We start from the raw sequence: 22,381 nt of genomic DNA, 5'->3' as shown, positions 1-22,381 counted from the left end.
AGGTACGATGGTGGAAGAAAAGCGTAACCTACGCAAAGTACGTCAAGGCAAAGTGGTTAGCGATAAAATGGAAAAGACCATTGTGGTGGCTGTAGAAGACCGAGTTCGTCACCCACTGTACCAGCGCACCATCCGTCAGACCAAGAAATTTAAGGCCCATGATGAAGAGAACAGCTGCCGCAAAGGTGATATCGTTCGCATTATGGAAACCCGCCCGCTGTCCAAGGATAAGCGCTGGCGTGTAATTGAAATTCTTGAACGGGCTGAGCAAATTTAAAGCATGATGGCCTATTATCGGCACGAAGGGAGGTCATTTCCGTGATTCAAGTGCAAACCATCCTAAATGTTGGTGATAACACTGGTGCCAAGAAGCTAATGTGCATCAGAGTGCTGGGTGGTTCCCTGCGTCGTTATGCCAGTGTTGGAGATATTATTGTTGCTTCCGTTAAAGAAGCTACACCCGGCGGCGTTGTTAAAAAAGGCGATGTAGTTAAATGTGTGGTTGTACGTACCAAGAAAGAGGTGCGTCGAGCCGATGGTTCCTACATCAAATTTGATGAAAATGCAGCTGTAGTTATTAAAGACGACAAAAGCCCTAGGGGTACACGTATTTTTGGCCCTGTGGCCCGGGAGCTTAGGGAAAAGGATTTTATGAAGATTGTTTCACTGGCTCCAGAAGTTATTTAGTCGCACAACAGTATAGAGGTAAGAGTGGTAGGAGAGTAAATCTATCCAACCTCTGACTTCCCACCTCTCACCTCTCAAACAGGAGGTGTTTGAACTACAATGTCAAAGGTTCACGTTCGCAAAGGCGATACCGTTCTGGTAATTACCGGAAAAAGCGCTGGGAAAAAGGGCAAAGTTGTATCCGTAGAGCCAGCGAAACAACGGTTAATCGTTGAAGGCGTAAATATTGTTAAACGTCACCAGAAGGCCACTCCCAAGATGCCCCAGGGTGGTATCGTGGAAAAAGAGGCCCCAATCCATAGCTCCAACGTTATGCTGGTTTGCGGTAAGTGTCAAAAACCCACCAGAATCCAGAAAAAAGTTTTGGACAATGGCAACAAAGAACGGGTTTGCAAACACTGCAGCGAAGTAATCAGCTAAACGGAGTTGGAAAGGAGGAGAACAAGTGGCAAGGCTGAAGGATAAATACCTGAATGAAGTTGTACCGGCTTTAATGGAAAAGTTCGGGTACAAAAACATTATGCAGGTACCTAAGATTGAAAAGGTAGTATTAAATATGGGTCTTGGCGAAGCCATCCAAAACAGCAAGGCAGTTGATGCCGCTGTGGGTGACTTGCAAACCATTACCGGACAGCGTCCTGTAACCACTAAAGCCAAGAAATCCATTGCAGCCTTTAAATTACGTGCAGGCATGACCATCGGCACCAAAGTTACCCTGCGCGCTGACCGTATGTATGAGTTTGTTGACAGACTCTTTAATATCGCACTCCCCCGGGTTCGCGATTTCCGTGGGATAACCGATAAATCCTTTGATGGACGTGGTAACTTTACCATGGGCATTAAGGAACAGCTGATTTTCCCTGAAATTGAATATGATAAGGTTGACAAGGTACGTGGCATGGATATCTGCTTCGTTACCACCGCCAAAACAGACGAAGAAGCCAGAGAGCTGCTAAGACTTATGGGCATGCCCTTTGTAAAAGCAAGCTAACTTCCGGTGAAGGAGGGTTATTCGATTGGCAAAAAAATCAATGATAAACAAGGCGAACAGAGCGCCCAAATTTACAGTTAGAGCTCATAACCGCTGCAAACTGTGTGGCCGCCCCCACGCCTACATGAGAAAGTTCGGTATTTGCCGTATTTGCTTCCGTGAACTTTCCTACAAGGGAGAGATTCCTGGAGTAAAGAAAGCTAGCTGGTAATCAGGAAGGAGGTTGCATCACATGGTCATGACCGATCCCATTGCGGATTTTCTAACCAGGATTCGCAATGCCAACACGGTTTACCATGATAAAGTAGAAGCCCCGGCCTCCAATGTTAAAAAGGCCATTGCAGAATTATTAAAGCAAGAGGGGTATATAAAAGACTACGAAACCGTGGAAGATGGTAAACAAGGTGTTATAAGACTTTATTTGAAATATGGTGGCGCTAAACAGCGGGTTATAACCGGGCTAAAGAGAATTTCCAAACCCGGCCTGCGTGTATATGCTAAAAAAGATCAGATTCCCAAAGTATTGGGTGGTCTAGGAATAGCAATTGTATCCACATCCCAGGGAATTATGACCGATAAGCAAGCTCGTCAGAACGGACTGGGTGGAGAAATTGTTTGCTACATCTGGTAGTGTTCTTAACAGGAGGTATGACTGATGTCCAGGATTGGTAGAAAACCTATTCCTGTTCCCGCTGGTGTTGAGATTAAAATTGACGGCACCAACGTCCTGGTAAAGGGACCAAAGGGGCAGCTGGAAAAGGAATTACACCGGGATATGATTATTAAGCTGGAGGAAAATAACCTTTTGGTTGAACGTCCCAGTGAAGCGAAAAACCACCGCTCACTGCACGGTCTAACCCGCACTTTGCTAAGCAATATGGTAGAAGGTGTGACCAAAGGCTTCCAGCGCAACCTTGAACTGGTAGGTGTTGGTTATCGTGCTGCCAAACAAGGTGATAAGCTGGTGCTGACAGTGGGTTATTCCCATCCCGTCGAAATCGAAGCCCCGGCTGGTATTGAAATTGAAGTGCCTGCTCCTACCAAAATAGCCATTAAAGGTTCAGACAAACAGGTGGTAGGACAATTAGCAGCAAATATTCGCGCGGTGCGTGAACCCGAGCCATATAAAGGCAAAGGGATTAAGTACGAAGGCGAAGTTATCCGTCGCAAGGCCGGTAAGGCTGGCGGCAAGGGTAAAAAATAGGGAAGGAGTTGAAACCGGTTGCTTACCAAACCTGACCGCAAAGCGATACGTGCAAAACGTCGTCGCAGAGTCCGGAATAAAATATTGGGTACAGCTGCAAGACCACGTCTTAACATATTTCGCAGCCTGAGTAACATATATGCCCAACTTATTAATGATGAGACTGGCGTAACCGTGGTTGCCGCTTCAACCCTTTCGCCGGAACTAAAGGGACAGCTGAAGAGTGGCGGTAACATTGAAGCCGCTAAGGCTGTTGGTAACTTAATAGGAAAAATTGCCCAAGAAAAGGGCATTAAAGAAGTAGTATTTGACCGTGCGGGCTACCTTTACCATGGTCGTGTAAAAGCCCTGGCAGAAGGTGCCAGAGAAGCAGGGCTGGACTTCTAGTCTGGTGACAAAGGAGGGAAGCAACTAAACATGGCGAGAATTGATGCCAGCAAGTTGGAACTATCCGAAAAGGTTGTGTTCATAAACCGTGTCGCCAAAGTTGTTAAGGGTGGTCGGCGTTTCAGCTTTTCCGCTCTTGTAGTTGTAGGCGACGGAAATGGCTATGTAGGAGCTGGCCTGGGTAAGGCCGGTGAGGTTCCTGAAGCTATCCGTAAGGGAATCGAAGATGCCAAGAAAAACCTGATCAAAGTTCCATTAAACGGAACCACTATTACCCACGAGGTACAGGGACGCTTTGGTGCAGGCAAAGTATTAATGAAGCCTGCTGCTAAAGGTACCGGTGTTATTGCCGGTGGTCCTGTAAGGGCAATTCTTGAATTGGCAGGGGTAAGGGACATCCTGACCAAATCCCTGGGTTCAAATAATGCTAATAACATGGTTAATGCCACCATGGAGGGTCTCAAAATGCTGAAAACCCCCGATGAAGTGGCCCGCTTACGTGGTAAGACCGTGGAAGAATTGTTAGGTTAGGGGGACGGACAATGGCCAAGCTGAAAATTACACTGGTTCGCAGTCTTATCGGCAGGCCTGAGGAACAGCGGAAGGTTGTCCGCGCCCTGGGCTTAGGAAAGACAAATAGTTTTGTAGAACAACAGGATAACCCCCAGGTAAGGGGTATGATTAATAAAGTTTCTCACCTAATTAAGGTAGAGGAAGCCTAAAGGAGGTGTACCGGTGAAACTCTCTGAATTAAGACCGGCTCCCGGGGCAAGAACAAAGCCAACCCGTAAGGGTCAGGGTATCGGTTCCGGTTTAGGTAAGACTTCCGGTAAAGGCCATAAAGGTCAAAACGCTCGCTCCGGCGGCGGTGTAAGGCCCGGTTTTGAAGGCGGTCAAATGCCCATGCAGCGCCGGTTCCCCAAGAGGGGCTTTACAAACATATTCAGGAAAAATATCATTGCTATTAACCTGGATGAGTTAAATGTATTTGAACCCGGCACTGAAGTAACTCCTGAAGTATTACTGGCAGCAGGTGTAATCAAAAAGACAGGCGACGGAGTAAAGATTTTAGGGGACGGAGTCCTAGAGAAAGCTTTAACCGTAAAAGTTCACGCCTTCAGCAAATCGGCAGCTGAAAAGATTGCCGCTGCAGGCGGAAAAGCCGAGGTGATTTAAGGGTGCTAGACAGCCTGAAGACTGCGTTCAAATTGGAAGAACTGCGGGGCAAGCTGCTTTTTACCCTGGCCATGATTTTTCTGTTCCGGGTGGGTGCACATATTCCTGTGCCCGGAGTTAACCCGGAAGCCTTTGCTAATCTTCTGACCCAGGGTGCGTTGTTAGGATTCTTTGATGTAATTTCCGGTGGTGCCTTTAAAAATGCAAGTATCTTTGCCATGAGTATCACCCCTTACATCAACGCATCCATTATCATGCAACTTCTTACTGTGGTAATTCCCCATTTGGAGAAGTTAGCCAAAGAAGGGGAAGAAGGTCGCAAGAAGATTACCCAGTACACACGCTACTTCACAGCCGTACTTGCATTTATTCAGGCAATTGGTATGTCGGTAGCATTAAAAGGAGCACTGGTTAATCCAACCATTTTAAACTATCTGGTTGTAGCAATCACATTAACAGCCGGTACTGTGCTTTTGATGTGGCTGGGTGAGCAAATTACTGAAAAGGGTATCGGAAACGGTATATCCCTAATCATATTTGCCGGTATTGTTTCTAGAATTCCATCAGCCCTGGTTAGTATTGTTGAATACCTGCAGGTAGGAACAATTAATATTCTCAGCGTGCTTTTGATGGTGGTTGTAGGAACCCTGGTCATTGCTGCAATTGTATTTGTTAATGAAGGTCAGCGCCGCATTCCTGTGCAATATGCCAAGAGGGTTGTAGGCCGCAGGGTCTACGGTGGGCAAACCTCCCACCTGCCCTTGAAAGTAAATCAGGCCGGTGTTATCCCCATCATTTTTGCCTCATCATTACTAATGTTTCCGGGGCAGATTGCAGCCTGGTTTCAGGGTAATGTAGTAGCAGACTGGTATTTGAATTGGTTTGCCTGGGGCGGAGCATTAAACAGTATTTTATACGCTCTGCTGATCATCGGGTTTACCTATTTCTATACTGCTGTAATAATGAATCCCGTGGATATGGCCGATAATATCAAAAAATACGGTGGATTCATACCTGGTCTTAGACCCGGACGCTCAACTGCTGAATATATCAGCAGAGTGATGAGTAAAATTACATTGGCAGGTGCAGTATTCTTAGCGGCCATTGCCATCATGCCAAACATCACACTACCCCTGACAGGAATTCCCGACCTATACTTTGGTGGAACTGCTCTGTTAATTGTTGTAGGTGTTGCACTCGATACCATGAAGCAAATCGAATCTCACCTGCTCATGCGGAGTTACCAAGGATTCCTTAAGTAGTGGTGAATTAAGATGATTGTTATAAAAACTGAGCGTGAACTCACATATATGCGGGATGCCGGTCGGGTGGTGGCAGAGGTCTTTGAGGAAATAAAGGACGCCATCAAGCCAGGTGTAACTACTAAAGAGCTGGACGCTAAAGCTGAGGATTATATACTTCAGAAGGGTGCCAGACCGGCATTTAAAGGCTATGGGGGGTTCCCGGCTACTCTCTGTACATCAGTAAATGACGAGGTAGTTCATGGGATCCCCGGTTTAAGAAAACTGGAAAATGGGGATATTATTAGCATTGACTGTGGTGCGGTAATAAATGGTTTTGTTGGTGACAGTGCCCTTACTTTTCCAGTTGGTACCATAAGCAAGGAAGCCGAGGAATTGTTAAGGGTTACCGAGGAATCTTTATACGCCGGCATAGCCCAGGCCATTGAAGGAAATCGTCTATCGGATATTTCCCATGCTGTACAGCAGCATGTTGAAAAGCAGGGCATGTCAGTTGTTCGGGATTACGTTGGCCATGGCATAGGAGCCAAAATGCATGAGGAACCGCAAATCCCTAATTTTGGTCGTCCCGGCCGCGGGCCCAGGCTTAAACAAGGTATGACATTAGCAATTGAACCAATGGTAAACTTGGGCACCTTTGAGGTGCGCACGCTACCGGATAATTGGACCGTAGTAACCCTTGACGGCAGGTTGTCGGCCCACTTTGAACACACAATAGCCATAACCGATGACACACCGGAAATATTGACTAAAATATAATGGTGGCACTCTTTGAGTAATTTGGAGGTGCAAGGTTTGGTAATTAAGGTGAGGCCAGGGCAGTTGGTTAGTTCAACTCAGGGGCGTGACACTGGAAGGTACTACCTGGTATTGAGCAGTCTAGACGATCATTTTGTTGAGGTTACCGATGGAGAATATCGGGGAATAGAAAAGCCCAAACGTAAGAACGTAAGGCACCTGAAAATATGGCCAATAGTTTCTGAGTCAATGGCTGAAAAGCTAGCGGGAAATATCAGGTTAACAAATAATGATATAATGTCCAGTCTGGCAGAAATGCAAAGGTCAATACAGGAAGAACCTTTACTCAAAGGTAAGGAGGTTGGGTAAAGCGCAATGTCAAAAAATGATGTTATTGAAGTTGAAGGTAAAGTATTAGAGCCGCTTCCGAACGCTATGTTTCGGGTGGAGTTGCAAAATGGGCATAGGGTATTAGCCCATGTATCGGGTAAGATTCGCATGAACTTCATCCGCATACTACCTGGCGACAGGGTTACGGTGGAACTGTCTCCCTACGACTTAACCCGGGGTCGCATCGTTTACCGCTTTAAGTAAACAAGATCCCCCAAAGGAGGGTTATACATTGAAAGTGAGACCATCGGTAAAACCGATTTGTGAAAAATGCAAGATCATCCGCCGTGAAGGTAAGGTTATGGTTATCTGCGAAAATCCCAAGCACAAACAAAAGCAAGGGTAACACGGGAGGTGTAATCGTTATATGGCACGTATTTCCGGGGTGGACCTGCCGAAGGATAAAAGGGCAGAAATAGCTCTTACCTATATCTATGGTGTTGGTAAGCCCACCGCTCAAAAAATTCTGGCCCAGACCGGCGTAAACCCGGACACCAGGATCAAGGATATGACCGAAGAAGAAATTAACAAACTTCGGGACTATATTGATAAAAATGTTAAGGTTGAGGGTGACCTTCGTCGTGAAGTAGCTCTGAACATCAAACGTTTAATTGAGATTGGATGTTACCGGGGCCTCAGACACCGTCGCGGACTTCCTGTTCGCGGACAGCGTACTAAGACAAATGCTCGTACCCGTAAGGGACCGAAGAAAACTGTCGGCGTACGTAGGAAGAAGTAAGGTGAAAGGGGGTATATAAAAACATGGCGCGTCGCCAAGTAAGAACTAAACGTAAAGAAAAGAAAAACATAGAGTCAGGTGTGGCACACATCAAGTCCACATTTAACAATACTATTGTTACTATCACTGATTTAAAGGGCAATTGCCTGGGCTGGTGCAGTGCTGGCCAGGTAGGCTTTAAGGGTTCCCGTAAAAGCACTCCCTTTGCTGCCCAAATGGCTGCTGAGTCAGCTGCTAAAGATGCAATGGAACATGGCTTAAAGGAAGTTGAGGTTACTGTTAAAGGACCTGGCTCCGGTCGTGAGGCTGCCATTCGTTCCCTTCAGGCTGCTGGCCTTGAAGTTAATATGATTAAAGATGTAACACCAATTCCACATAATGGTTGCCGGCCGCCCAAGCGCCGGAGAGTGTAAAGGGAGGTGCGTTAGTTTCCATGGCAAGATACACTGGTCCACACTGCCGTCTATGCCGGCGTGAAGGCCTGAAGCTGTATTTGAAGGGAGACCGCTGCTACACTGGCAAATGTGCAATTGACCGTCGTAGCTATGCTCCCGGTCAACACGGCCAAGGTCGCAAGAAAGTTTCAGAATATGGTATTCAGCTGCGTGAAAAGCAAAAGGCTCGTCGTATTTATGGCGTTTTAGAAAAGCCTTTTCGCAACTATTTTGAAAAAGCCGAGCGTCAGCCCGGCGTTACCGGTGACAACCTACTTCGTCTGTTAGAGCGTCGCCTGGACAACGTAATTTATCGTCTAGGATTAGGTGCTTCAAGGGTAGAAGCCAGACAGTTGGTTCTTCACGGTCATTTTGAAGTAAATGGTCATAAAGTGAACATCCCCTCTTACCAAATTAAAGTGGGAGATGAAATCACTGTTCGTGATAAGAGCAAAGATTCCCCCCGCGTTAAGGAATTGATGGAGAGATCCGCGGATCGTACTCCTCCTGCTTGGCTGGAATACGATGCACAAGAAGCCAAGGCTCGGGTTGTGGCACTGCCCAACCGGGATCAAATCGATGCTCCTGTTCAGGAACACCTGATTATCGAGCTGTATTCCAGGTAGGTTGGTCGGTTACATGTTAGTTCCGGTCCGGCCAAAGGAGGGTTACCGAATTGTTGGAGATTGAGAAGCCAAAGATTGATATTGTAGACCAGAATGAAGATAATACCTACGGTAAATTTGTGGTGGAACCGTTAGAGAGGGGCTATGGGATCACCCTAGGCAATTCTCTGCGTAGAATTCTGCTATCATCACTACCAGGGGCTGCAGTTACCTCAGTGAAAATTGATGGTGTGCTGCACGAGTTCAGTACAGTCCCCGGAGTTAGGGAAGATGTTACCGATATTATCCTGAACCTTAAAAATCTTTGCCTTAAGATTCACAGCGACGAGGAAAAAGTTCTTCGGGTGGAAGCACAAACCGAGGGTCCCGTCACTGCCGGTGATATTATTCATGATGCTGATGTGGAGATACTAAATCCAGATTTGCATTTGGCAACCCTTGATACCGGTGGGCGGTTGTTTATGGAAATCACCGTTAACAAAGGCCGTGGCTATTCTTCTGCAGAGAAGAATAAAAAGGGTGAGCATATCATTGGAGTAATACCCATTGATTCTGCGTATACACCGGTGCGTAAGGTGAACTACAATGTGGAAAACACCCGTGTCGGTCAGATTACTGACTACGACAAGCTCACTCTAGAGGTCTGGACCAACGGCAGTATTCGACCTGATGAGGCCACCAGTCTGGCCGCCAAAATTTTAAATGAACATTTAAGGCTGTTCATCGGTCTAACCGAAACAGTTAATGATGTTGAAATTATGGTGGAAAAGGAAGAGGAGCAAAAGGACAAGATTCTTGAAATGACCATCGAAGAACTTGATCTATCCGTACGCTCTTATAACTGCCTGAAACGGGCTGGTATAAACTCTGTTGAGGAACTAATTCAGCGAAACGAAGAAGACATGATGAAGGTTCGCAACCTAGGCAAAAAGTCGCTGGAAGAAGTTGTGAATAAATTGCATGAACTGGGCCTGTCGCTGAGGAATGACGACGAGTAAGGGAGGGACGAAATGTGGGCTATCGCAGATTTGGTTTAACCACTGGCCACCGTAAAGCTATGCTGAGAAACCTCGTTACCTCTTTATTCCGGGATGAGCGGATTGAAACCACCGAACCCAGGGCTAAAGATGTACGAAGCATTGCTGAGAAGCTGGTAACCACCGCTAAAAAAGGTGACCTGGCTGCTCGCCGCCAGTGCTTAGAATATATCTATGAAGAAGAAGTAGTTAAGAAGCTTTTTGATTCCATTGCCCCCAAGTATACTGACCGTCAGGGCGGATATACCCGTATTGTCAAGGTAGGTTATCGCCGGGGTGATGCAGCAGAAATGGTGCTGCTGGAGTTAGTTTAATAGTTAATGGCGCAAGAACTGGCGGAAACCCCGGAAATGCGGTTTCCGTTTCGCCTTGCCTATAAGAAAAGATAAACCTGCCCCGGGACAAACCGCAAAACTTTTAAAGTGGCGAGTTAATCCCGGGGTATTGTTTATAAAAGGGATGGTTATGAAGGAACCAATAATTTCTGTTAGAGGGTTGAGATACAGTTATCCTGGTTCAGATGATAGGCTGGTGTTGAATGATATTAGTTTGGAGATTTTTCCTGGGGAAGTAATCGCCCTATTGGGTGCCAATGGGTCTGGGAAATCAACTCTGGCTAGACATTTGAACGGGTTGTTGATCCCAAATGAGGGACAAGTAGTTGTGGCGGGTCTTTGCACAGGTGCAGAGACTAATGTATGGGAGATAAGAAAAAAGGTTGGGATGGTTTTTCAAAATCCTGATAACCAGTTAGTGGCAGCTTTAGTGGAAGAGGAGCTGGCCTTTGGCATGGAAAACCTGGGTGTAGCTCCAGACATAATGAAGGTCAGGATTAAAGAAATGGCTAAGAGAATGGACCTAGAAAGGTTCTTAGAATTCCCCCCCAACCGGCTCTCAGGCGGTCAAAAACAAAGGGTAGCCATTGCAGCAGTCTTAGTTATAGAGCCGGATATATTGATTTTGGATGAACCAACATCTATGTTAGATCCTGCGGGTAGGCGTGAAGTAATGGAACAGGTAGCAAATCTGAAAAAAATGGGTAAAACTGTAATACTAGTGACCCATGATATGGATGAGGCAGCAACAGCGGATAGGGTTGTAATACTGGACCAGGGTAAGGTAGTCCTGACAGGTACACCTAAGGACTGTTTTTCAAAGGTAGAAATAATAAGCAATCTGGGGTTGACTATCCCACCAGCAGCTGAGTTGGCCCGGAGATTAATAAAAAAGGGTCATAAAATAGACAGTACAATGTTAAAAGTAAAGGATTGGGCTGACTATCTATGCCGGAAGCAATAGCGATTAATAAACTAAATCTGGTATATGCCCCAGGGACACCAATGGAGCGCCATGCCCTTAAAAATATTAGCCTATCCGTTAGGCAGGGGGAGTTCCGTGCCCTAATAGGACCTCAGGGTTCAGGTAAATCTACCCTGCTACAGGTGATGGCAGGTCTAATGACCGGGGAGGGAACTATAATTGTTGCCGGTCAAGATCTGGCTGATAAGAAAAAAAGGCTAAACCTATGGCGCAGGGTTGGGGTAATATTCCAATATCCAGAAAAGCAGTTATTTGAAGATAGTGTATTCAACGATGTAGCCTTCGGCCCAAGGAATATTGGGTTCCCTGAGGAAGAAGTTACCCGCCGGGTATATAAGGCTTTACAAACTGTAGAAATTGAAGAGCAGTACCACAAAATATCTCCCTATAAGCTTAGTGGAGGCCAGCAGCGTAGGGTTGCCATAGCAGGGATACTGGCCATGGAGCCAAGGATTCTTTTGCTTGATGAACCTACTGCAGGCTTAGATCCCAGGGGGCAGCGCCAGCTTATGAATTTATTTTCTGATATCTGTAAAGAGCATAAAGTTACTGTAGTTCTTGTTACCCACGATATGGAGGAGGTTGCCCGGCGGGCCGATAGTGTATCGGTGCTATATAATGGTCAGCTACATCTGCAGGGCACACCGGCAGAAATCTTTCATCGTATAGGGGAGATTGAACAGATAGGGCTGGCGGTACCCTTTGCCACAAAACTAGCAATAGCCTTAAAGGAAAAGGGCTTGTTAATGAAAGAAAATATTACTACCATGCAGGAAGCTGAGCAAGAAGTTGGCAAACTGCTTAAGAAGCATAAGTAATAGATGAATAATACTAAGCAACCTTGTTTATGAGGTCAAACTATTTTTTAAACAAAAATAGAGAACGGAGCAATTATGTCCCTATTCTCAAATATTACAATTGGACAATATTACCCCGGAAACTCCTTAGTACACCGTCTGGATCCAAGGGCGAAGCTCCTGACAGTACCAATAATTGCAGCTGCCGCCCTGTTATCGAATGGAATGGTTGGTTATTTAACAGTCGCTATTCCTGTTATTATAGCCTTACTTATTGCCCAAATCCCCTTGGGGGCATTTCTGCGGGGAATGAAATTTCTTTGGATAATCTTGACTATCAGCTTTGTTCTTCATGCTATTTCCCACCCGGGAGAGATAATTTGGGAGTGGAGCCTTTTTACGGTAACTAGAGAAGGCTTAATTAATGGGCTTAGATTGATCTACCGATTAACACTGCTTATTGTAACAGGGATGCTTTTAACCATGACTACCACACCCGTAAATTTAACGGGTGGGCTGGAGAGACTTTTAACCCCATTTAAAAAGGTTGGTATACCTGCCCATGAACTGGCAATGATGATGACCATTGCCTTAAGATTTGTTCCCACACTGTTGGAAGAAGCAGAAGCAATCACCAGGGCTCAGCAAGCCAGGGGAGGGTCCATCACCACCGGCAGCTTTTCCAGCAGAGTAAGGGCATCGGTGGCCCTATTGGTACCCATGTTAGCGGGCTCCCTTAGAAGGGCGGAAGAACTGGCCACCGCCATGGAAGCCAGATGCTACCGGGGTGATGTAAAAAGGACTAGTCTAAAGCAATTTACCTATACCTCCAGGGATTATACGGTATTTATTCTAGCCATAAGTACCCTTATCATAGTTGGAGTAGATAGATGGATATTATTCTAACCGATTAATACTCTTTGGGAGTGCCTATGTTAAAAAATATTAAACTTACGGTAGCCTACGACGGGACTAACTATCATGGATTTCAGGAGCAGCGGGGAACCGGATTGATAACAATTCAAGAAGTATTGGAAAGCACTTTAAGTCGGTTGGCAAGGAAAAGGATTCAAGTTATTGGGGCAGGGCGTACCGATGCAGGAGTTCACGCCCAAGGCCAGGTGGTGAACTTTCGCTCAGAAAACTGGCCTGTGCCTACAGCAAAGATACACCTGGCTATGAATTCTTTACTTCCTGATGATGTTGCCATACTTAAGGCAGAGGAAGTTGAGAGTGAATTTCACGCTAGGTTTTCAGCCAAGGCCAAGACCTATCGCTATTCTATTTACCACCACCCTGTCATGTCACCGCTACATAGGCTGTATTATTACCATGAGCCAAGAAAACTTGACATAGATATCATGAAGAAGGCGGCTGCCCTCCTCCTTGGCACCCATGACTTTAAATGTTTTCAGTCCCAGGGGGCCACTGTGAAAGATACCATTAGAACAATCTACCGGGCGGAAATAACATATGAACCGCCAATTCTTCTCCTTGAGCTAAAGGGAAACGGCTTTTTGTACAACATGGTAAGAATAATTACCGGGACCTTGTGTAATATCGGATTAGGTAGGACTACATGGCAGCAAATGGAGGAGATAATCAAGTCAAAAAATCGGGCCCTGGCAGGTGTAACCGCACCTCCCCATGGTTTAAGTCTTAAGGAAGTTGAGTACTAGCTAAAATTGATAGAGTTTTTGTATGGGAACAGGTTCCTTTAGGGGCCTGTTTTTATTTCAATAAAATACTGATACTACAAAAACATGGCTTAGATTATTTAAAATATCGAAGCAAATATTTTAACTAATGACACATTATGTTCAAATTAGTGGCATAAAAACATCTGAACCGTGGACAATACAGTCCTATGGAAGGCATAAACAATTCATACTAGGCTCAGCTAATTGATATGAGTTTGAAATTTTTATAACATGTTAACAACAGTCAATTAACCGACTACCAACGTGTCTGGCAAAAGACCTTATAAATGTCGTCCAACCGACATGGCTTAGATTGTGATTATAACATCTTTCTTAAGCGCTGATTATTTTGGTCATATTGGTAGTCAGTTAATTAATAAAGACATGGGGTGATGCTTGGAATAAAGTCAGAGGTTCTTATCTACTCCTTTTCCCGTAGTAATAGCAATTATAATTATATCTTCAATTTTATGGGAGGTGTACCATGGAAGACAAGAACAAACAGGTTCAAAATGAAAACGAAGAAATAGTGGTAGACAAAGGTACTTTTAAGTGGTCTGATTTATGGAAATTTGAAGATTACTGGGCAATTTGGCTGGGCGTAGCACTTATGGTAATCGGTTTATTAATCTTCATGCCCAATGCGCCAAAGGATATGGATGAAAAGATTGCCAAGGCTAATGTAGTTCTTCAAGCAGAAGCTGATAGGGCTCCCTTTAAAACCGTTGAATGGTACCAGGCTAGCAGTGATAAAGATAAGCTTAAGGCAAAGGATGAGCCTTTAGCCAAGAAGATAACTGGTTACCTGGCAAGACCCGGCAGCTGGACCGACAAGCCAATAACTTCCTTTATACAAACTGAAGAACAAGCCAAGGCTAAGAGCGAAAAGGCTAAGCCAAAATATGAAGAAGCTCAAGAAAAAACTGCTCTGGCCCTGGAAGATGCTAAAGAAGCCCAGGCTGCAGCAGAAGCAGCAGGATTTAAAGATGATGCTTTAAATGATAAGGCTCATGAAGCCATTGTAAAGTGGCGTGTAGCTGCTGATGCTGAATCCAAGGCTAAAAGCTCCGCATCTGCCAAACCCTTTAACCTCTTTGGAGGACTGGTAGTTCTATGTATCGCCTTTGGTTTATTCTTCTCCATCGGCATTAAGTTTATGGGTCACAGTGTACGCAAGTTCTTAATCGGTTTTATACCTGTATTTATTCTTGCCGTACTCTCCTACTTCCTAGCGGCCCAAGCTCAGATTAAAGCTGCCGGTATTGAATATGTGGCATGGGCACTGATTCTAGGTCTATTAATTAGTAACACTGTTGGAACTCCTAAGTGGATTATGCCCGCTGTACAGACTGAGTACTACATTAAGACCGGTCTTGTACTGCTGGGTGCAAGTATCCTTATCGGTAAAATCCTACTCATCGGTATTCCGGGTGTATTTGTAACCTGGGTAGTTACTCCAATAGTTCTGGTTTGCACCTATTTGTTCGGTCAAAAAATTCTTAAGATTGATTCCAAATCCTTGAATATGACTGTTTCTGCAGATATGTCTGTGTGCGGTGTTTCCGCTGCCATTGCAACTGCAGCTGCCTGCCGTGCTAAGAAGGAAGAATTGACCCTGGCGGTTGGTATGTCCATCATCTTCACTGCTATTATGATGATTGTACTGCCTATGTTCATTAAGTTCTTAGGTATGCATGAAGTTCTTGGTGGTGCCTGGATTGGTGGTACCATTGATGCTACCGGCGCAGTTGTGGCTGCTGGTGCGTTCCTTGGCGACACTGCTATGTATGTGGCGGCTACCATTAAGATGATTCAGAACGTAATGATTGGCGCCATTGCCTTTGGTGTAGCCTGGTACTGGGTATCCCAGGTGGATAGAAGTGCCGGTACAAAGGTTGGCTTAGCTGAAGTTTGGTACCGCTTCCCCAAATTCGTTCTTGGTTTCCTTTGTGCATCTATCATTTTCTCCCTGTTCTATCAGGTTCTTGGCACCGACGTTGGTAAAGTAATGATTGACGAGGGTATTGTAGGTGCGTGGACCACTGCCCTGCAGGGTTGGTTCTTTGCCCTGGCCTTTGTTAGTATCGGTCTGGCCACCAACTTCCGTGAGCTGGCTAAGTATCTTAAAGGTGGTAAGCCCGTTATCCTGTATATCTGCGGTCAGTCCTTCAACCTGATTCTAACCCTGACCATGGCTTACATCATGTTCTTCAAAGTGTTCCCCGGCATTACTGAAAAACTGATGGGTCAATAAACTACTTTGGACTAGGAGGGCTTGAGTATGAATGCCATTAATGTAACAGCGGGTGGAGGGAATGCCGGTCCCCTCGTCCTAAAGTGGGTAAAGCTGGTATTTGGCCTTCTGGCGGTGACAGTAGGTGTATATCTCTACTACCTAGGTTTAACCAAAATCCCAGGGGGTGAAGCTCACCTGGAGCTGCTAAGGGAAGGCGACTTCCGGTCAGGGGCCTACTTCTATTCGGATGTTGAACAGGTGAGAACTGCTGAGCTTTATTTAAATGACTTAAACAGATTCACCCCTAAGGAACAATAGCAGAATAAACAGTACTAAACTATCAGAGCCATTATCCCAGCGGGATAATGGCTCTGATTTTATTGTGGTTATTTAGGTTCTTGAAATTTATCATGGATCTTTTCCTTATAAACACTTAAGGAGGGACTTAGGTTTCTCTTTTCCATCAGGAGGGTGAAACGAAGGGTCATCTCGTTAAGTCTTCTATTTAAGGAAGCTTTATCTTGTTCGTCGTAACAATGGCTTAGGAGCCTTTGCAAGGATACTATCTCCTTTTTTAGTTCCATTTCCTCAGGCAGAACCCCGGCGTTTTTTAGTAGAATATAACCGCACCTGAGGTCGTCGGGAATGTGAGAAAGGTCATCGATTTTGAGGGGTGTCCCTTCGCCGGGGAGATCCTTTAAATCCCCTCTTTCTATGGCCTCTTTAATTTTCCCCTCGGCAATGAGAGACAGAATATCCATGAATCTTCCCCCTAGATTATTTCGCTACAAGGTTTGCCCAAAAAGTTTTTGCAGGAGTTCATCGGTTAGCTCCTCCTCAGAATAAACCGGTATACCCTGGGAGGCAAGGAGGGCGGCAGTAACCCCCTGGCCAGGTATCCTCATACTTTGAAAAGTGCCGTCATAAATTATGTTGCACCCGCAGGAAGGACTCCTTTCTTTGAGGATGGCGGCTTTAACATCAAATATCCGGCAAACCTTTAGTACCTCTTGGGCACCTTCTATAAATAAGTCTGTTATATCTAAGCCTTCATCGGTATAAACCTTGGCCGTGCCTCTTAATACGTCTAGGCCGGTTCCTCCCTTTATTTCTGCAGGTGGCCTCGGAGTGGGGGAACCGCCAAGCTGCTCGGGACAGATGGGGACTACCTTCCCCCCTGGGCATAGTTTTAATAGCCTATCCACGGAGTTTTTACCCCCGTCGTATTTAGCCTTAATTCCTAATAGGCATGAACTAACCGCAATCATCTAATACACCTCTATTCTAAAGAATTCCTCCACTGATAACCTAGCTAATATTGTACTATAAATACAAATGAGTTTTATAGAGAATGTACACTTAAATTTTCGAGGATAAGCTATTATTAATAATAATCGGTGACATAGATATACTAAATATAATTTCCTAATTTTATCAGATTGTGGCCGAATATGGGCAAAAGATTGATTTAGTCATGGTATTCTGCTTGACACTCCAATTCCTTTGCTTTAAAATACTTATATGTGTGGCCAGAGTGCGACTCCCGCCCCGTTGTCGTCTTTTGGCTCCCCAGGCAGTAAGGAGGTAAACTTATAATGAAGACTACATTCATGGCCAAGCCAGCTGATATACAGCGTAAATGGTATGTCTTGGATGCTGAGGGAAAACCCCTTGGTCGTGTAGCTGCCGAGGCAGCTCGGATCCTACGTGGCAAGCATACACCAGCTTTTACACCCCACGTTGATACCGGAGACCATGTAATTATTATTAATGCAGAAAAGGTTATCCTTACCGGTAACAAACTTGATCAAAAGATGTACACCCGGCACAGTGGATATCCAGGTGGGCTGAAACAAGTCCCCTATCGTAAGATGATGGATACACGCCCGGAACTGATTGTGGAAAAGGCAGTTCGTGGTATGCTGCCCCATAACCGTCTTGGTGAGCAGCAATCCAAGAAGCTCAAAGTTCACAAGGGTAGTGAGCATCCCCATCAGGCCCAGAAGCCGGAAGTGTGGAATTTTTAATTTAAGTTTAGCCGGAAGGAGGAAATATTGTGGCTCAAGTACAGTTTTACGGAACCGGTCGTCGTAAGAATGCGGTAGCTAGGGTTTACCTAGTGCCAGGCGAAGGCAACGTCGTTGTAAATAATAAACAGGTTCTAGATTATTTTGGTCGTAAGACACTGGACATGGTAGTTCGCCAGCCTCTGGAATTAACCAATTCCACAGCTCGTTTCGATGTAATGTGCAAAGTGGTTGGCGGTGGTGTTAGCGGTCAGGCAGGTGCAGTAAGACACGGCATCGCCAGGGCGCTGATCCAGGCAGATCCTAACCTGCGTCCTATTTTGAAACGTGCTGGGTTCCTTACCCGTGACCCACGTATGAAGGAACGTCGTAAGTACGGTCTTAAAAAGGCCCGTCGTGCACCCCAGTTCTCCAAACGTTAATAACTATAAAAAAGGAAGGCTTAGGCCTTCCTTTTTTATTTATTTTCCGGAACAGCGGATAGCTTACAGAGGGGGAGGATAACGGACACTATCGAGCCTTCGCCAGAGTCACTAACGGTTCTGATTTCACCACGGTGCTCTTTAATAATTCGATTTGAAACTGATAGACCGCCACTTTCATCATCCCTTGGCCGGTGATTTCCCGGCCAAGGGATGAAATCAATAGTCACCTTTGAGGATTCTCCTATTATATATGTTTTAATTGTAAGTGTTTCTGACACTGGCATGTTTTGCAGGATATTATTAAGGATATTTAAGAAAACCTGGATTAGCTGATGTCGATCACCCCGAACTGGCGGGGAGGGTTCAAATAAATCGCAGTGGATAGTTATTTCCTGAAGTCGGACCTCTTTATCTACTAATGTCAGAACTTCGGAAATTAGCTCATTCACACTTATTAATTCGAGCTTTATCTTGTAGGGTTTAGTAAATTCCAGCAAATCATTTGTGACCTTATAAATCGTGTCAATCTCACTAAAAATAGTGTCTATGTAGGATTTTAAATCCTTTTTTTGTTGTTCATTAAGATTTTTCTCAACTAGCTGGACAAACCCCTTAATAGAGGTCAGGGGATTTCCTATTCCCTGGAGAGTTTCACCTACCATATGACCAATGGCAGCAAACCTCTCGTTTTGAGCCAGCTTTAAAGACATCTCTTTGGCAGTGGTTATATCTTGAAAGGTAATAATTGCACCAGTTGGCTGATTATTTTCGTTTTTTAGGAAATAGGTGTTAATAGTAAAATAATAGGTCTGCTCCCCAAGGGTAAAGGATTGTTCATAGTCCTTTAGTTCCATTTGATTAGCAAGGGCCGAGGATATGGGATTAGCGTCACCAAAAAATTCTTGCATTAGATTGTCCAGTGGTTTGCCTATTACCTCTGATTCTTTGCATCCTAGGTGTACCTTGGCAAATTTGTTAAGCATGGTAATCTTTAGTGACTCGTCAAGCACAATAAAACCAAGCTCCATAGAATTAAAGATTAGTTCGCATCTTTGCTGTAGCTGTAGGTAGTTTGAACTGCTGGTGAGGTCTTCTAAAGTACAGACTAAACCCAGACGGTGTCGTTCACTGTTGAAAAGGGGATAGAGGTTAATTTTAACGGGAATGGTTTTATTGTTAATTCTTAAGTTATCATTATATCCTGTTACTGGAAGTCCATAGTCCAGCAACTTGATAAGGTTGCTATCGGAAAAATTTATATTTTCGAAGTTAAATGTGACATTTTGGTTGGACAGGGCCATGGTTTTACCAAAGGCTTCATTGGTGAGTAATATATTACCAAGATGATTAATTACTATAACCGGCATGGACAATTTGTTCAGGATATCCTCAGATATATTTTTAACAGCTGCCGGGCATAGGGGGTCAAGGATATTACCGGCCAGCATTGTTAAAGGAACAGAAGCTAAATCAGGGTTATTTAATGAAGGTAGCAATTTTGGATCCTCCTTGCATTTTGTAGTAATATTTGACATATATTTCAGGTTTCCTTCTTTAGAGTATTTAGTACCTAAAGAATTATTTAGATTAATTACCTTTTTATTCTAATCCTTCAATATTTCACATACCATTTCCATTAGAAAGACTTGGAAGATTGAAGGAGTGGTTTTATGCCTGTAATTATTAGCTCAATAAAAATAAAGAAGAGATATCTGCTGGGGTTAGTGGGACTGCTGGGAATAACATTATATTTGTTTAATATTACAAGGGCTTATCCCGAGGACGATATTGAGGCCATGTCGTATGTTTTAGCAAATAAAGTGATTGTGGTAGATCCGGGACACGGGGGAAGAGATCCTGGCAAGGTGGGTCATAGCGGTGTCCCGGAAAAGGATATAAATTTAGAAGTATCTAAGAGGTTAGCCACCTGGCTAGGTCAAATGGGAGCTGCCGTTATCTTAACCAGGGAGACTGATATAGATCTGAGTGATTCCTCTGCCAGTGGCTGGCACGGTAAAAAGAGACAGGATTTGTCCAGGCGTGTTGCCATGGCAAACGATAGAAATGCTGATTTGTTTATTAGTATTCACTGCAACGCTTTTCCAGGCAAAAGAGAGCATGGCGCCCAGGTGTTTTCTCAGCCAGAATCCGAAGAAAGTAAAATATTGGCTGAGGTACTGCAAAGGGAGATGACAACCATATTAGGCAATACCACCAGGAAAGCTAAACAAGTGGATTACTTTGCCCTGAGGAATACAAAGATGCCTGCGGTTATAGTGGAGATAGGCTTTATTACTAACCCTACGGAAGATAAATTATTACAGGACCCCCTTTATCAAAGTAAAGTAGCCTATAGTATTGCGGCGGGTATTATCAAATACTATGCTGAAGGAAAAGCGGGTCAGGATGCTCTGCCTGAGGAAGCGGGGCAAGAGAATATCCTGAAGACATTTAAACAACAGCCAGGAAATTATATACCTGCTCCTTAGTAATATTAAGAAATTAGAAACAACGCATATTGTAGAGCATATTATGAAATATTAGATAGACCAGATTTTTTCTGTTTTGTGTTCGTTGAAAGAAACTACAGCATTTTAAGGGCACGTGTAATAGAAATAATTAACCGTGCCTTTCCTATGAGGAGGAGAGAGATGGTTTATTTTGATTCTGCAGCTACCTCCTGGCCAAAACCACCCGAAGTTTGGCAGGCAATGGAACATTTTATCAAGGAAGTAGGGGCCAGTCCTGGTCGGGCGGGGCATAGGCGCACAGTTGAGGCTAATCAAATTGTGGATGAGACCAGGCAGCTATTAGCCAGTCTGTTTAATATCAATGACCCGGAAAGAATTGTTTTTACATTAAATGCTACTGATGCCTTAAATATGGCCATTAAAGGACTAATGAGCCAAGGCGAGCATGTTATTACCAGTTCGATGGAGCATAATTCCGTTACCAGGCCGCTGCATACCCTAGAAAGCCATGGGGTACAGGTAACAAAGATTAAGTGTGATCGTCAGGGTAAGATTGATCTTAACCAGGTTGAGCAGGCCATCAGGCCAAATACCAGGGCCATTGTATTGACCCATGCATCCAACGTTGTAGGAACTATAATGCCAGTCCAGGATATAGGGAGAATCGCTGCCAAACATAATATCCACTTTGTTCTGGATGCGGCCCAAACAGCCGGGATATTAAATATAGATGTAAAAAGGTTAAATGTGAGTGTTCTTACCTTTCCGGGGCATAAAGGGTTGATGGGCCCCCAGGGTACCGGAGGACTATTTATCAGGGAAGATGTCAATTTGAGAACCCTAAGGGAGGGTGGAACCGGTAGTGGTTCAGAGACACCTACCCAACCAAATATAATGCCTGAGAAATATGAGAGCGGGACTCTAAACGCCGTTGGCATAGCGGGTCTGGGGGCGGGTCTGAAGTTTTTGCGCAGGGTTGGCAAGGAGAAAATTCACCAGCATGAGATGGGCTTGACCAATAGGTTTATAAAGGGAGCAGAGTCCATTGGTGGTCTTAGGATTTACGGCCCCCTGAAGGATGAGGAGCGGGTGCCTGTGGTTTCCTTTAGCTTGGAGGGCTATAAGGCAGGGCAGGTCGGTGATAGGCTGGATAAGGAGTTTGATATTGGATGTAGGGCAGGGTTGCATTGTGCGCCGGATGCGCATCATACCTTGGGGACTTTTGAGAATAAGTTGGTGAGGTTTAGTTTTTCTTATTTTAATACTGAGGCTGAGGTGGATTATGCTTTGAAGGCTCTTAGGCAGATTGCTGCTGAGAGGCCGGTGACTGTTCTACCTGCGGGCAGGTAAAGTGTCTTTCAGCCTGTTTGCATGTCTATAGCTGGTCGGGCAGGCGGCATTTCCAACGCTGCGCTCTCGCAAGTTTACTGGTAGTGGAATTTGATGGTTGTTGTTACCGCATAGGCAGACAGCAGAAACGGGACTTACGCCCTCATAGGGTATTCCTTTGTGGAACTTCGGGCTAAGCAACGCAGACCGTGCTCCGCTACGCTTTTGGAAAAGCCGCCAGCCTTGCTAAGGGGTCGTTGGTGTGAGAGCCTGTTTGCATGTCTATAGCTGGTCGGGCAGGCGGCATTTCCAACGCTGCGCTCTCGCAAGTTTACTGGTAGTGGAATTTGATGGTTGTTGTTACCGCATAGGCAGACAGCAGAAACGGGACTTACGCCCTCATAG

At 44.9% G+C, this 22,381-nt stretch carries 35 protein-coding genes; 31 read left to right on the top strand and 4 right to left on the bottom strand.

Features of this window, described 5'->3' with window-relative positions:
• Positions 1 to 7 precede the first annotated feature (7 nt).
• The 27 genes from rpsQ (at position 8) to P6N53_RS16765 (ending at position 16,042) form a co-directional block, all read left to right on the top strand.
• Complete coding sequence (rpsQ, locus tag P6N53_RS16895) at positions 8 to 277, top strand: 30S ribosomal protein S17 (RefSeq protein WP_304545297.1); 270 nt, start codon at positions 8 to 10, stop codon at positions 275 to 277.
• Positions 278 to 318: 41 nt separating this feature from the next.
• The gene (rplN, locus tag P6N53_RS16890) at positions 319 to 687 is read left to right on the top strand and encodes a 50S ribosomal protein L14 (RefSeq protein ID WP_304545295.1); all 369 of its coding nucleotides are present in this window, start codon (positions 319 to 321) and stop codon (positions 685 to 687) included.
• Between the two features lie 99 nt (positions 688 to 786).
• Positions 787 to 1,107 carry a 50S ribosomal protein L24 gene (rplX, locus tag P6N53_RS16885; protein WP_304545293.1) on the top strand — a complete coding sequence of 107 codons (321 nt, stop codon included), beginning with the start codon at positions 787 to 789 and terminating at the stop codon, positions 1,105 to 1,107.
• Positions 1,108 to 1,132: 25 nt separating this feature from the next.
• Entirely contained in the window at positions 1,133 to 1,678 is a 546-nt protein-coding gene (gene rplE / locus P6N53_RS16880; protein ID WP_304545291.1) for a 50S ribosomal protein L5, read from the top strand.
• A gap of 25 nt (positions 1,679 to 1,703) precedes the next feature.
• Complete coding sequence (locus P6N53_RS16875) at positions 1,704 to 1,889, top strand: type Z 30S ribosomal protein S14 (RefSeq protein WP_304545289.1); 186 nt, start codon at positions 1,704 to 1,706, stop codon at positions 1,887 to 1,889.
• 21 nt (positions 1,890 to 1,910) lie between these two features.
• On the top strand, positions 1,911 to 2,309 hold the full coding sequence (rpsH, locus tag P6N53_RS16870; protein ID WP_304545287.1) for a 30S ribosomal protein S8: 399 nt from the start codon (positions 1,911 to 1,913) through the stop codon (positions 2,307 to 2,309).
• Between the two features lie 24 nt (positions 2,310 to 2,333).
• A complete protein-coding gene (rplF, locus tag P6N53_RS16865; RefSeq protein ID WP_304545285.1) occupies positions 2,334 to 2,882 on the top strand; it encodes a 50S ribosomal protein L6 in 549 nt (182 codons plus the stop codon).
• Positions 2,883 to 2,900: 18 nt separating this feature from the next.
• Positions 2,901 to 3,269 carry a 50S ribosomal protein L18 gene (gene rplR, locus P6N53_RS16860; protein ID WP_304545283.1) on the top strand — a complete coding sequence of 123 codons (369 nt, stop codon included), beginning with the start codon at positions 2,901 to 2,903 and terminating at the stop codon, positions 3,267 to 3,269.
• A 30-nt stretch (positions 3,270 to 3,299) separates the two neighbouring features.
• Positions 3,300 to 3,800, top strand: coding sequence for a 30S ribosomal protein S5 (gene rpsE, locus P6N53_RS16855; RefSeq protein WP_304545281.1), 501 nt, complete (start codon positions 3,300 to 3,302; stop codon positions 3,798 to 3,800).
• 11 nt (positions 3,801 to 3,811) lie between these two features.
• Positions 3,812 to 3,991: a 50S ribosomal protein L30 gene (rpmD, locus tag P6N53_RS16850; protein ID WP_304545279.1), complete on the top strand. Its 180-nt coding sequence runs from the start codon at positions 3,812 to 3,814 to the stop codon at positions 3,989 to 3,991.
• 13 nt (positions 3,992 to 4,004) lie between these two features.
• Positions 4,005 to 4,445, top strand: a complete 441-nt coding sequence (rplO, locus tag P6N53_RS16845) for a 50S ribosomal protein L15 (protein WP_304545277.1) — start codon at positions 4,005 to 4,007, stop codon at positions 4,443 to 4,445.
• A gap of 2 nt (positions 4,446 to 4,447) precedes the next feature.
• Positions 4,448 to 5,707 (top strand): preprotein translocase subunit SecY, encoded by a 1,260-nt coding sequence (gene secY / locus P6N53_RS16840; RefSeq protein ID WP_304545276.1) that lies wholly within the window; start codon positions 4,448 to 4,450, stop codon positions 5,705 to 5,707.
• Positions 5,708 to 5,719: 12 nt separating this feature from the next.
• Positions 5,720 to 6,466 (top strand): type I methionyl aminopeptidase, encoded by a 747-nt coding sequence (map, locus tag P6N53_RS16835; protein ID WP_304545274.1) that lies wholly within the window; start codon positions 5,720 to 5,722, stop codon positions 6,464 to 6,466.
• Between the two features lie 27 nt (positions 6,467 to 6,493).
• Positions 6,494 to 6,814 carry a KOW domain-containing RNA-binding protein gene (locus tag P6N53_RS16830; RefSeq protein WP_304545317.1) on the top strand — a complete coding sequence of 107 codons (321 nt, stop codon included), beginning with the start codon at positions 6,494 to 6,496 and terminating at the stop codon, positions 6,812 to 6,814.
• 6 nt (positions 6,815 to 6,820) lie between these two features.
• Entirely contained in the window at positions 6,821 to 7,039 is a 219-nt protein-coding gene (infA, locus tag P6N53_RS16825) for a translation initiation factor IF-1 (protein WP_072911537.1), read from the top strand.
• Between the two features lie 28 nt (positions 7,040 to 7,067).
• On the top strand, positions 7,068 to 7,181 hold the full coding sequence (gene rpmJ, locus P6N53_RS16820; RefSeq protein WP_003544690.1) for a 50S ribosomal protein L36: 114 nt from the start codon (positions 7,068 to 7,070) through the stop codon (positions 7,179 to 7,181).
• A gap of 21 nt (positions 7,182 to 7,202) precedes the next feature.
• A complete protein-coding gene (rpsM, locus tag P6N53_RS16815) occupies positions 7,203 to 7,574 on the top strand; it encodes a 30S ribosomal protein S13 (protein WP_304545258.1) in 372 nt (123 codons plus the stop codon).
• Between the two features lie 23 nt (positions 7,575 to 7,597).
• Positions 7,598 to 7,987, top strand: a complete 390-nt coding sequence (gene rpsK, locus P6N53_RS16810; RefSeq protein ID WP_304545254.1) for a 30S ribosomal protein S11 — start codon at positions 7,598 to 7,600, stop codon at positions 7,985 to 7,987.
• A gap of 20 nt (positions 7,988 to 8,007) precedes the next feature.
• Entirely contained in the window at positions 8,008 to 8,634 is a 627-nt protein-coding gene (gene rpsD / locus P6N53_RS16805; protein WP_304545252.1) for a 30S ribosomal protein S4, read from the top strand.
• A 50-nt stretch (positions 8,635 to 8,684) separates the two neighbouring features.
• Entirely contained in the window at positions 8,685 to 9,632 is a 948-nt protein-coding gene (locus P6N53_RS16800; RefSeq protein WP_304545250.1) for a DNA-directed RNA polymerase subunit alpha, read from the top strand.
• A 14-nt stretch (positions 9,633 to 9,646) separates the two neighbouring features.
• Positions 9,647 to 9,985, top strand: a complete 339-nt coding sequence (rplQ, locus tag P6N53_RS16795; RefSeq protein WP_304545248.1) for a 50S ribosomal protein L17 — start codon at positions 9,647 to 9,649, stop codon at positions 9,983 to 9,985.
• Positions 9,986 to 10,136: 151 nt separating this feature from the next.
• Positions 10,137 to 10,970 (top strand): energy-coupling factor transporter ATPase, encoded by an 834-nt coding sequence (locus tag P6N53_RS16790; RefSeq protein ID WP_304545246.1) that lies wholly within the window; start codon positions 10,137 to 10,139, stop codon positions 10,968 to 10,970.
• The gene (locus P6N53_RS16785; RefSeq protein WP_304545244.1) at positions 10,955 to 11,809 is read left to right on the top strand and encodes an energy-coupling factor transporter ATPase; all 855 of its coding nucleotides are present in this window, start codon (positions 10,955 to 10,957) and stop codon (positions 11,807 to 11,809) included. The genes P6N53_RS16790 and P6N53_RS16785 overlap by 16 nt, the downstream gene beginning before the upstream one ends.
• A 75-nt stretch (positions 11,810 to 11,884) precedes the next feature.
• Positions 11,885 to 12,694: an energy-coupling factor transporter transmembrane component T family protein gene (locus P6N53_RS16780; protein ID WP_304545242.1), complete on the top strand. Its 810-nt coding sequence runs from the start codon at positions 11,885 to 11,887 to the stop codon at positions 12,692 to 12,694.
• A 26-nt stretch (positions 12,695 to 12,720) separates the two neighbouring features.
• Positions 12,721 to 13,467 (top strand): tRNA pseudouridine(38-40) synthase TruA, encoded by a 747-nt coding sequence (gene truA / locus P6N53_RS16775; RefSeq protein WP_304545240.1) that lies wholly within the window; start codon positions 12,721 to 12,723, stop codon positions 13,465 to 13,467.
• A 505-nt stretch (positions 13,468 to 13,972) separates the two neighbouring features.
• A complete protein-coding gene (locus P6N53_RS16770; RefSeq protein ID WP_304545238.1) occupies positions 13,973 to 15,742 on the top strand; it encodes a YeiH family protein in 1,770 nt (589 codons plus the stop codon).
• Positions 15,743 to 15,769: 27 nt separating this feature from the next.
• On the top strand, positions 15,770 to 16,042 hold the full coding sequence (locus P6N53_RS16765; RefSeq protein ID WP_304545237.1) for a hypothetical protein: 273 nt from the start codon (positions 15,770 to 15,772) through the stop codon (positions 16,040 to 16,042).
• Positions 16,043 to 16,110: 68 nt separating this feature from the next.
• Here the strand turns inward: P6N53_RS16765 and P6N53_RS16760 are convergent, their stop codons facing one another.
• On the bottom strand, positions 16,111 to 16,485 hold the full coding sequence (locus P6N53_RS16760; protein WP_304545235.1) for a DnaJ family domain-containing protein: 375 nt from the start codon (positions 16,483 to 16,485) through the stop codon (positions 16,111 to 16,113).
• Between the two features lie 24 nt (positions 16,486 to 16,509).
• Positions 16,510 to 16,992, bottom strand: a complete 483-nt coding sequence (locus P6N53_RS16755; protein WP_304545233.1) for a 2-thiouracil desulfurase family protein — start codon at positions 16,990 to 16,992, stop codon at positions 16,510 to 16,512.
• Between the two features lie 327 nt (positions 16,993 to 17,319).
• Between P6N53_RS16755 and rplM the strand changes: the two genes are divergently transcribed.
• Positions 17,320 to 17,751 (top strand): 50S ribosomal protein L13, encoded by a 432-nt coding sequence (rplM, locus tag P6N53_RS16750; protein WP_304545230.1) that lies wholly within the window; start codon positions 17,320 to 17,322, stop codon positions 17,749 to 17,751.
• 29 nt (positions 17,752 to 17,780) lie between these two features.
• Positions 17,781 to 18,173, top strand: a complete 393-nt coding sequence (rpsI, locus tag P6N53_RS16745; protein ID WP_304545228.1) for a 30S ribosomal protein S9 — start codon at positions 17,781 to 17,783, stop codon at positions 18,171 to 18,173.
• Positions 18,174 to 18,208: 35 nt separating this feature from the next.
• Here the strand turns inward: rpsI and P6N53_RS16740 are convergent, their stop codons facing one another.
• The gene (locus P6N53_RS16740) at positions 18,209 to 19,672 is read right to left on the bottom strand and encodes a PAS domain-containing protein (protein ID WP_304545226.1); all 1,464 of its coding nucleotides are present in this window, start codon (positions 19,670 to 19,672) and stop codon (positions 18,209 to 18,211) included.
• Between the two features lie 174 nt (positions 19,673 to 19,846).
• Between P6N53_RS16740 and cwlD the strand changes: the two genes are divergently transcribed.
• A complete protein-coding gene (cwlD, locus tag P6N53_RS16735; protein WP_304545224.1) occupies positions 19,847 to 20,665 on the top strand; it encodes an N-acetylmuramoyl-L-alanine amidase CwlD in 819 nt (272 codons plus the stop codon).
• Positions 20,666 to 20,827: 162 nt separating this feature from the next.
• Positions 20,828 to 21,997, top strand: a complete 1,170-nt coding sequence (locus P6N53_RS16730) for an aminotransferase class V-fold PLP-dependent enzyme (RefSeq protein WP_304545222.1) — start codon at positions 20,828 to 20,830, stop codon at positions 21,995 to 21,997.
• A gap of 134 nt (positions 21,998 to 22,131) precedes the next feature.
• Here the strand turns inward: P6N53_RS16730 and P6N53_RS16725 are convergent.
• Positions 22,132 to 22,381 (bottom strand): hypothetical protein (locus P6N53_RS16725; RefSeq protein ID WP_304545220.1); only part of this gene is annotated, 250 nt, incomplete at its 5' end.

This window comes from Desulforamulus aquiferis, assembly GCF_030577015.1.
In the GTDB taxonomy this organism is placed as follows: domain Bacteria; phylum Bacillota; class Desulfotomaculia; order Desulfotomaculales; family Desulfotomaculaceae; genus Desulfotomaculum; species Desulfotomaculum aquiferis.
The sequence above is the reverse complement of the archived record's forward strand: the minus strand, read 5'-3'. Positions and strand labels throughout refer to the sequence as shown.

Bases quoted from the DNA above. Each gene is read 5' to 3' on its own strand.
- rpsQ (WP_304545297.1), top strand. From the start codon at position 8: ATGGTGGAAGAAAAGCGTAACCTACGCAAAGTACGTCAAGGCAAAGTG.
- rplX (WP_304545293.1), top strand. From the start codon at position 787: ATGTCAAAGGTTCACGTTCGCAAAGGCGATACCGTTCTGGTAATTACC.
- rpsH (WP_304545287.1), top strand. From the start codon at position 1,911: ATGGTCATGACCGATCCCATTGCGGATTTTCTAACCAGGATTCGCAAT.
- rplF (WP_304545285.1), top strand. From the start codon at position 2,334: ATGTCCAGGATTGGTAGAAAACCTATTCCTGTTCCCGCTGGTGTTGAG.
- rpsE (WP_304545281.1), top strand. From the start codon at position 3,300: ATGGCGAGAATTGATGCCAGCAAGTTGGAACTATCCGAAAAGGTTGTG.
- rpmD (WP_304545279.1), top strand. From the start codon at position 3,812: ATGGCCAAGCTGAAAATTACACTGGTTCGCAGTCTTATCGGCAGGCCT.
- map (WP_304545274.1), top strand. From the start codon at position 5,720: ATGATTGTTATAAAAACTGAGCGTGAACTCACATATATGCGGGATGCC.
- infA (WP_072911537.1), top strand. From the start codon at position 6,821: ATGTCAAAAAATGATGTTATTGAAGTTGAAGGTAAAGTATTAGAGCCG.
- rpsM (WP_304545258.1), top strand. From the start codon at position 7,203: ATGGCACGTATTTCCGGGGTGGACCTGCCGAAGGATAAAAGGGCAGAA.
- rpsK (WP_304545254.1), top strand. From the start codon at position 7,598: ATGGCGCGTCGCCAAGTAAGAACTAAACGTAAAGAAAAGAAAAACATA.
- rpsD (WP_304545252.1), top strand. From the start codon at position 8,008: ATGGCAAGATACACTGGTCCACACTGCCGTCTATGCCGGCGTGAAGGC.
- P6N53_RS16790 (WP_304545246.1), top strand. From the start codon at position 10,137: ATGAAGGAACCAATAATTTCTGTTAGAGGGTTGAGATACAGTTATCCT.
- P6N53_RS16785 (WP_304545244.1), top strand. From the start codon at position 10,955: ATGCCGGAAGCAATAGCGATTAATAAACTAAATCTGGTATATGCCCCA.
- P6N53_RS16780 (WP_304545242.1), top strand. From the start codon at position 11,885: ATGTCCCTATTCTCAAATATTACAATTGGACAATATTACCCCGGAAAC.
- truA (WP_304545240.1), top strand. From the start codon at position 12,721: ATGTTAAAAAATATTAAACTTACGGTAGCCTACGACGGGACTAACTAT.
- P6N53_RS16770 (WP_304545238.1), top strand. From the start codon at position 13,973: ATGGAAGACAAGAACAAACAGGTTCAAAATGAAAACGAAGAAATAGTG.
- P6N53_RS16765 (WP_304545237.1), top strand. From the start codon at position 15,770: ATGAATGCCATTAATGTAACAGCGGGTGGAGGGAATGCCGGTCCCCTC.
- P6N53_RS16760 (WP_304545235.1), bottom strand. From the start codon at position 16,485: ATGGATATTCTGTCTCTCATTGCCGAGGGGAAAATTAAAGAGGCCATA.
- P6N53_RS16755 (WP_304545233.1), bottom strand. From the start codon at position 16,992: ATGATTGCGGTTAGTTCATGCCTATTAGGAATTAAGGCTAAATACGAC.
- rplM (WP_304545230.1), top strand. From the start codon at position 17,320: ATGAAGACTACATTCATGGCCAAGCCAGCTGATATACAGCGTAAATGG.
- cwlD (WP_304545224.1), top strand. From the start codon at position 19,847: ATGCCTGTAATTATTAGCTCAATAAAAATAAAGAAGAGATATCTGCTG.
- P6N53_RS16730 (WP_304545222.1), top strand. From the start codon at position 20,828: ATGGTTTATTTTGATTCTGCAGCTACCTCCTGGCCAAAACCACCCGAA.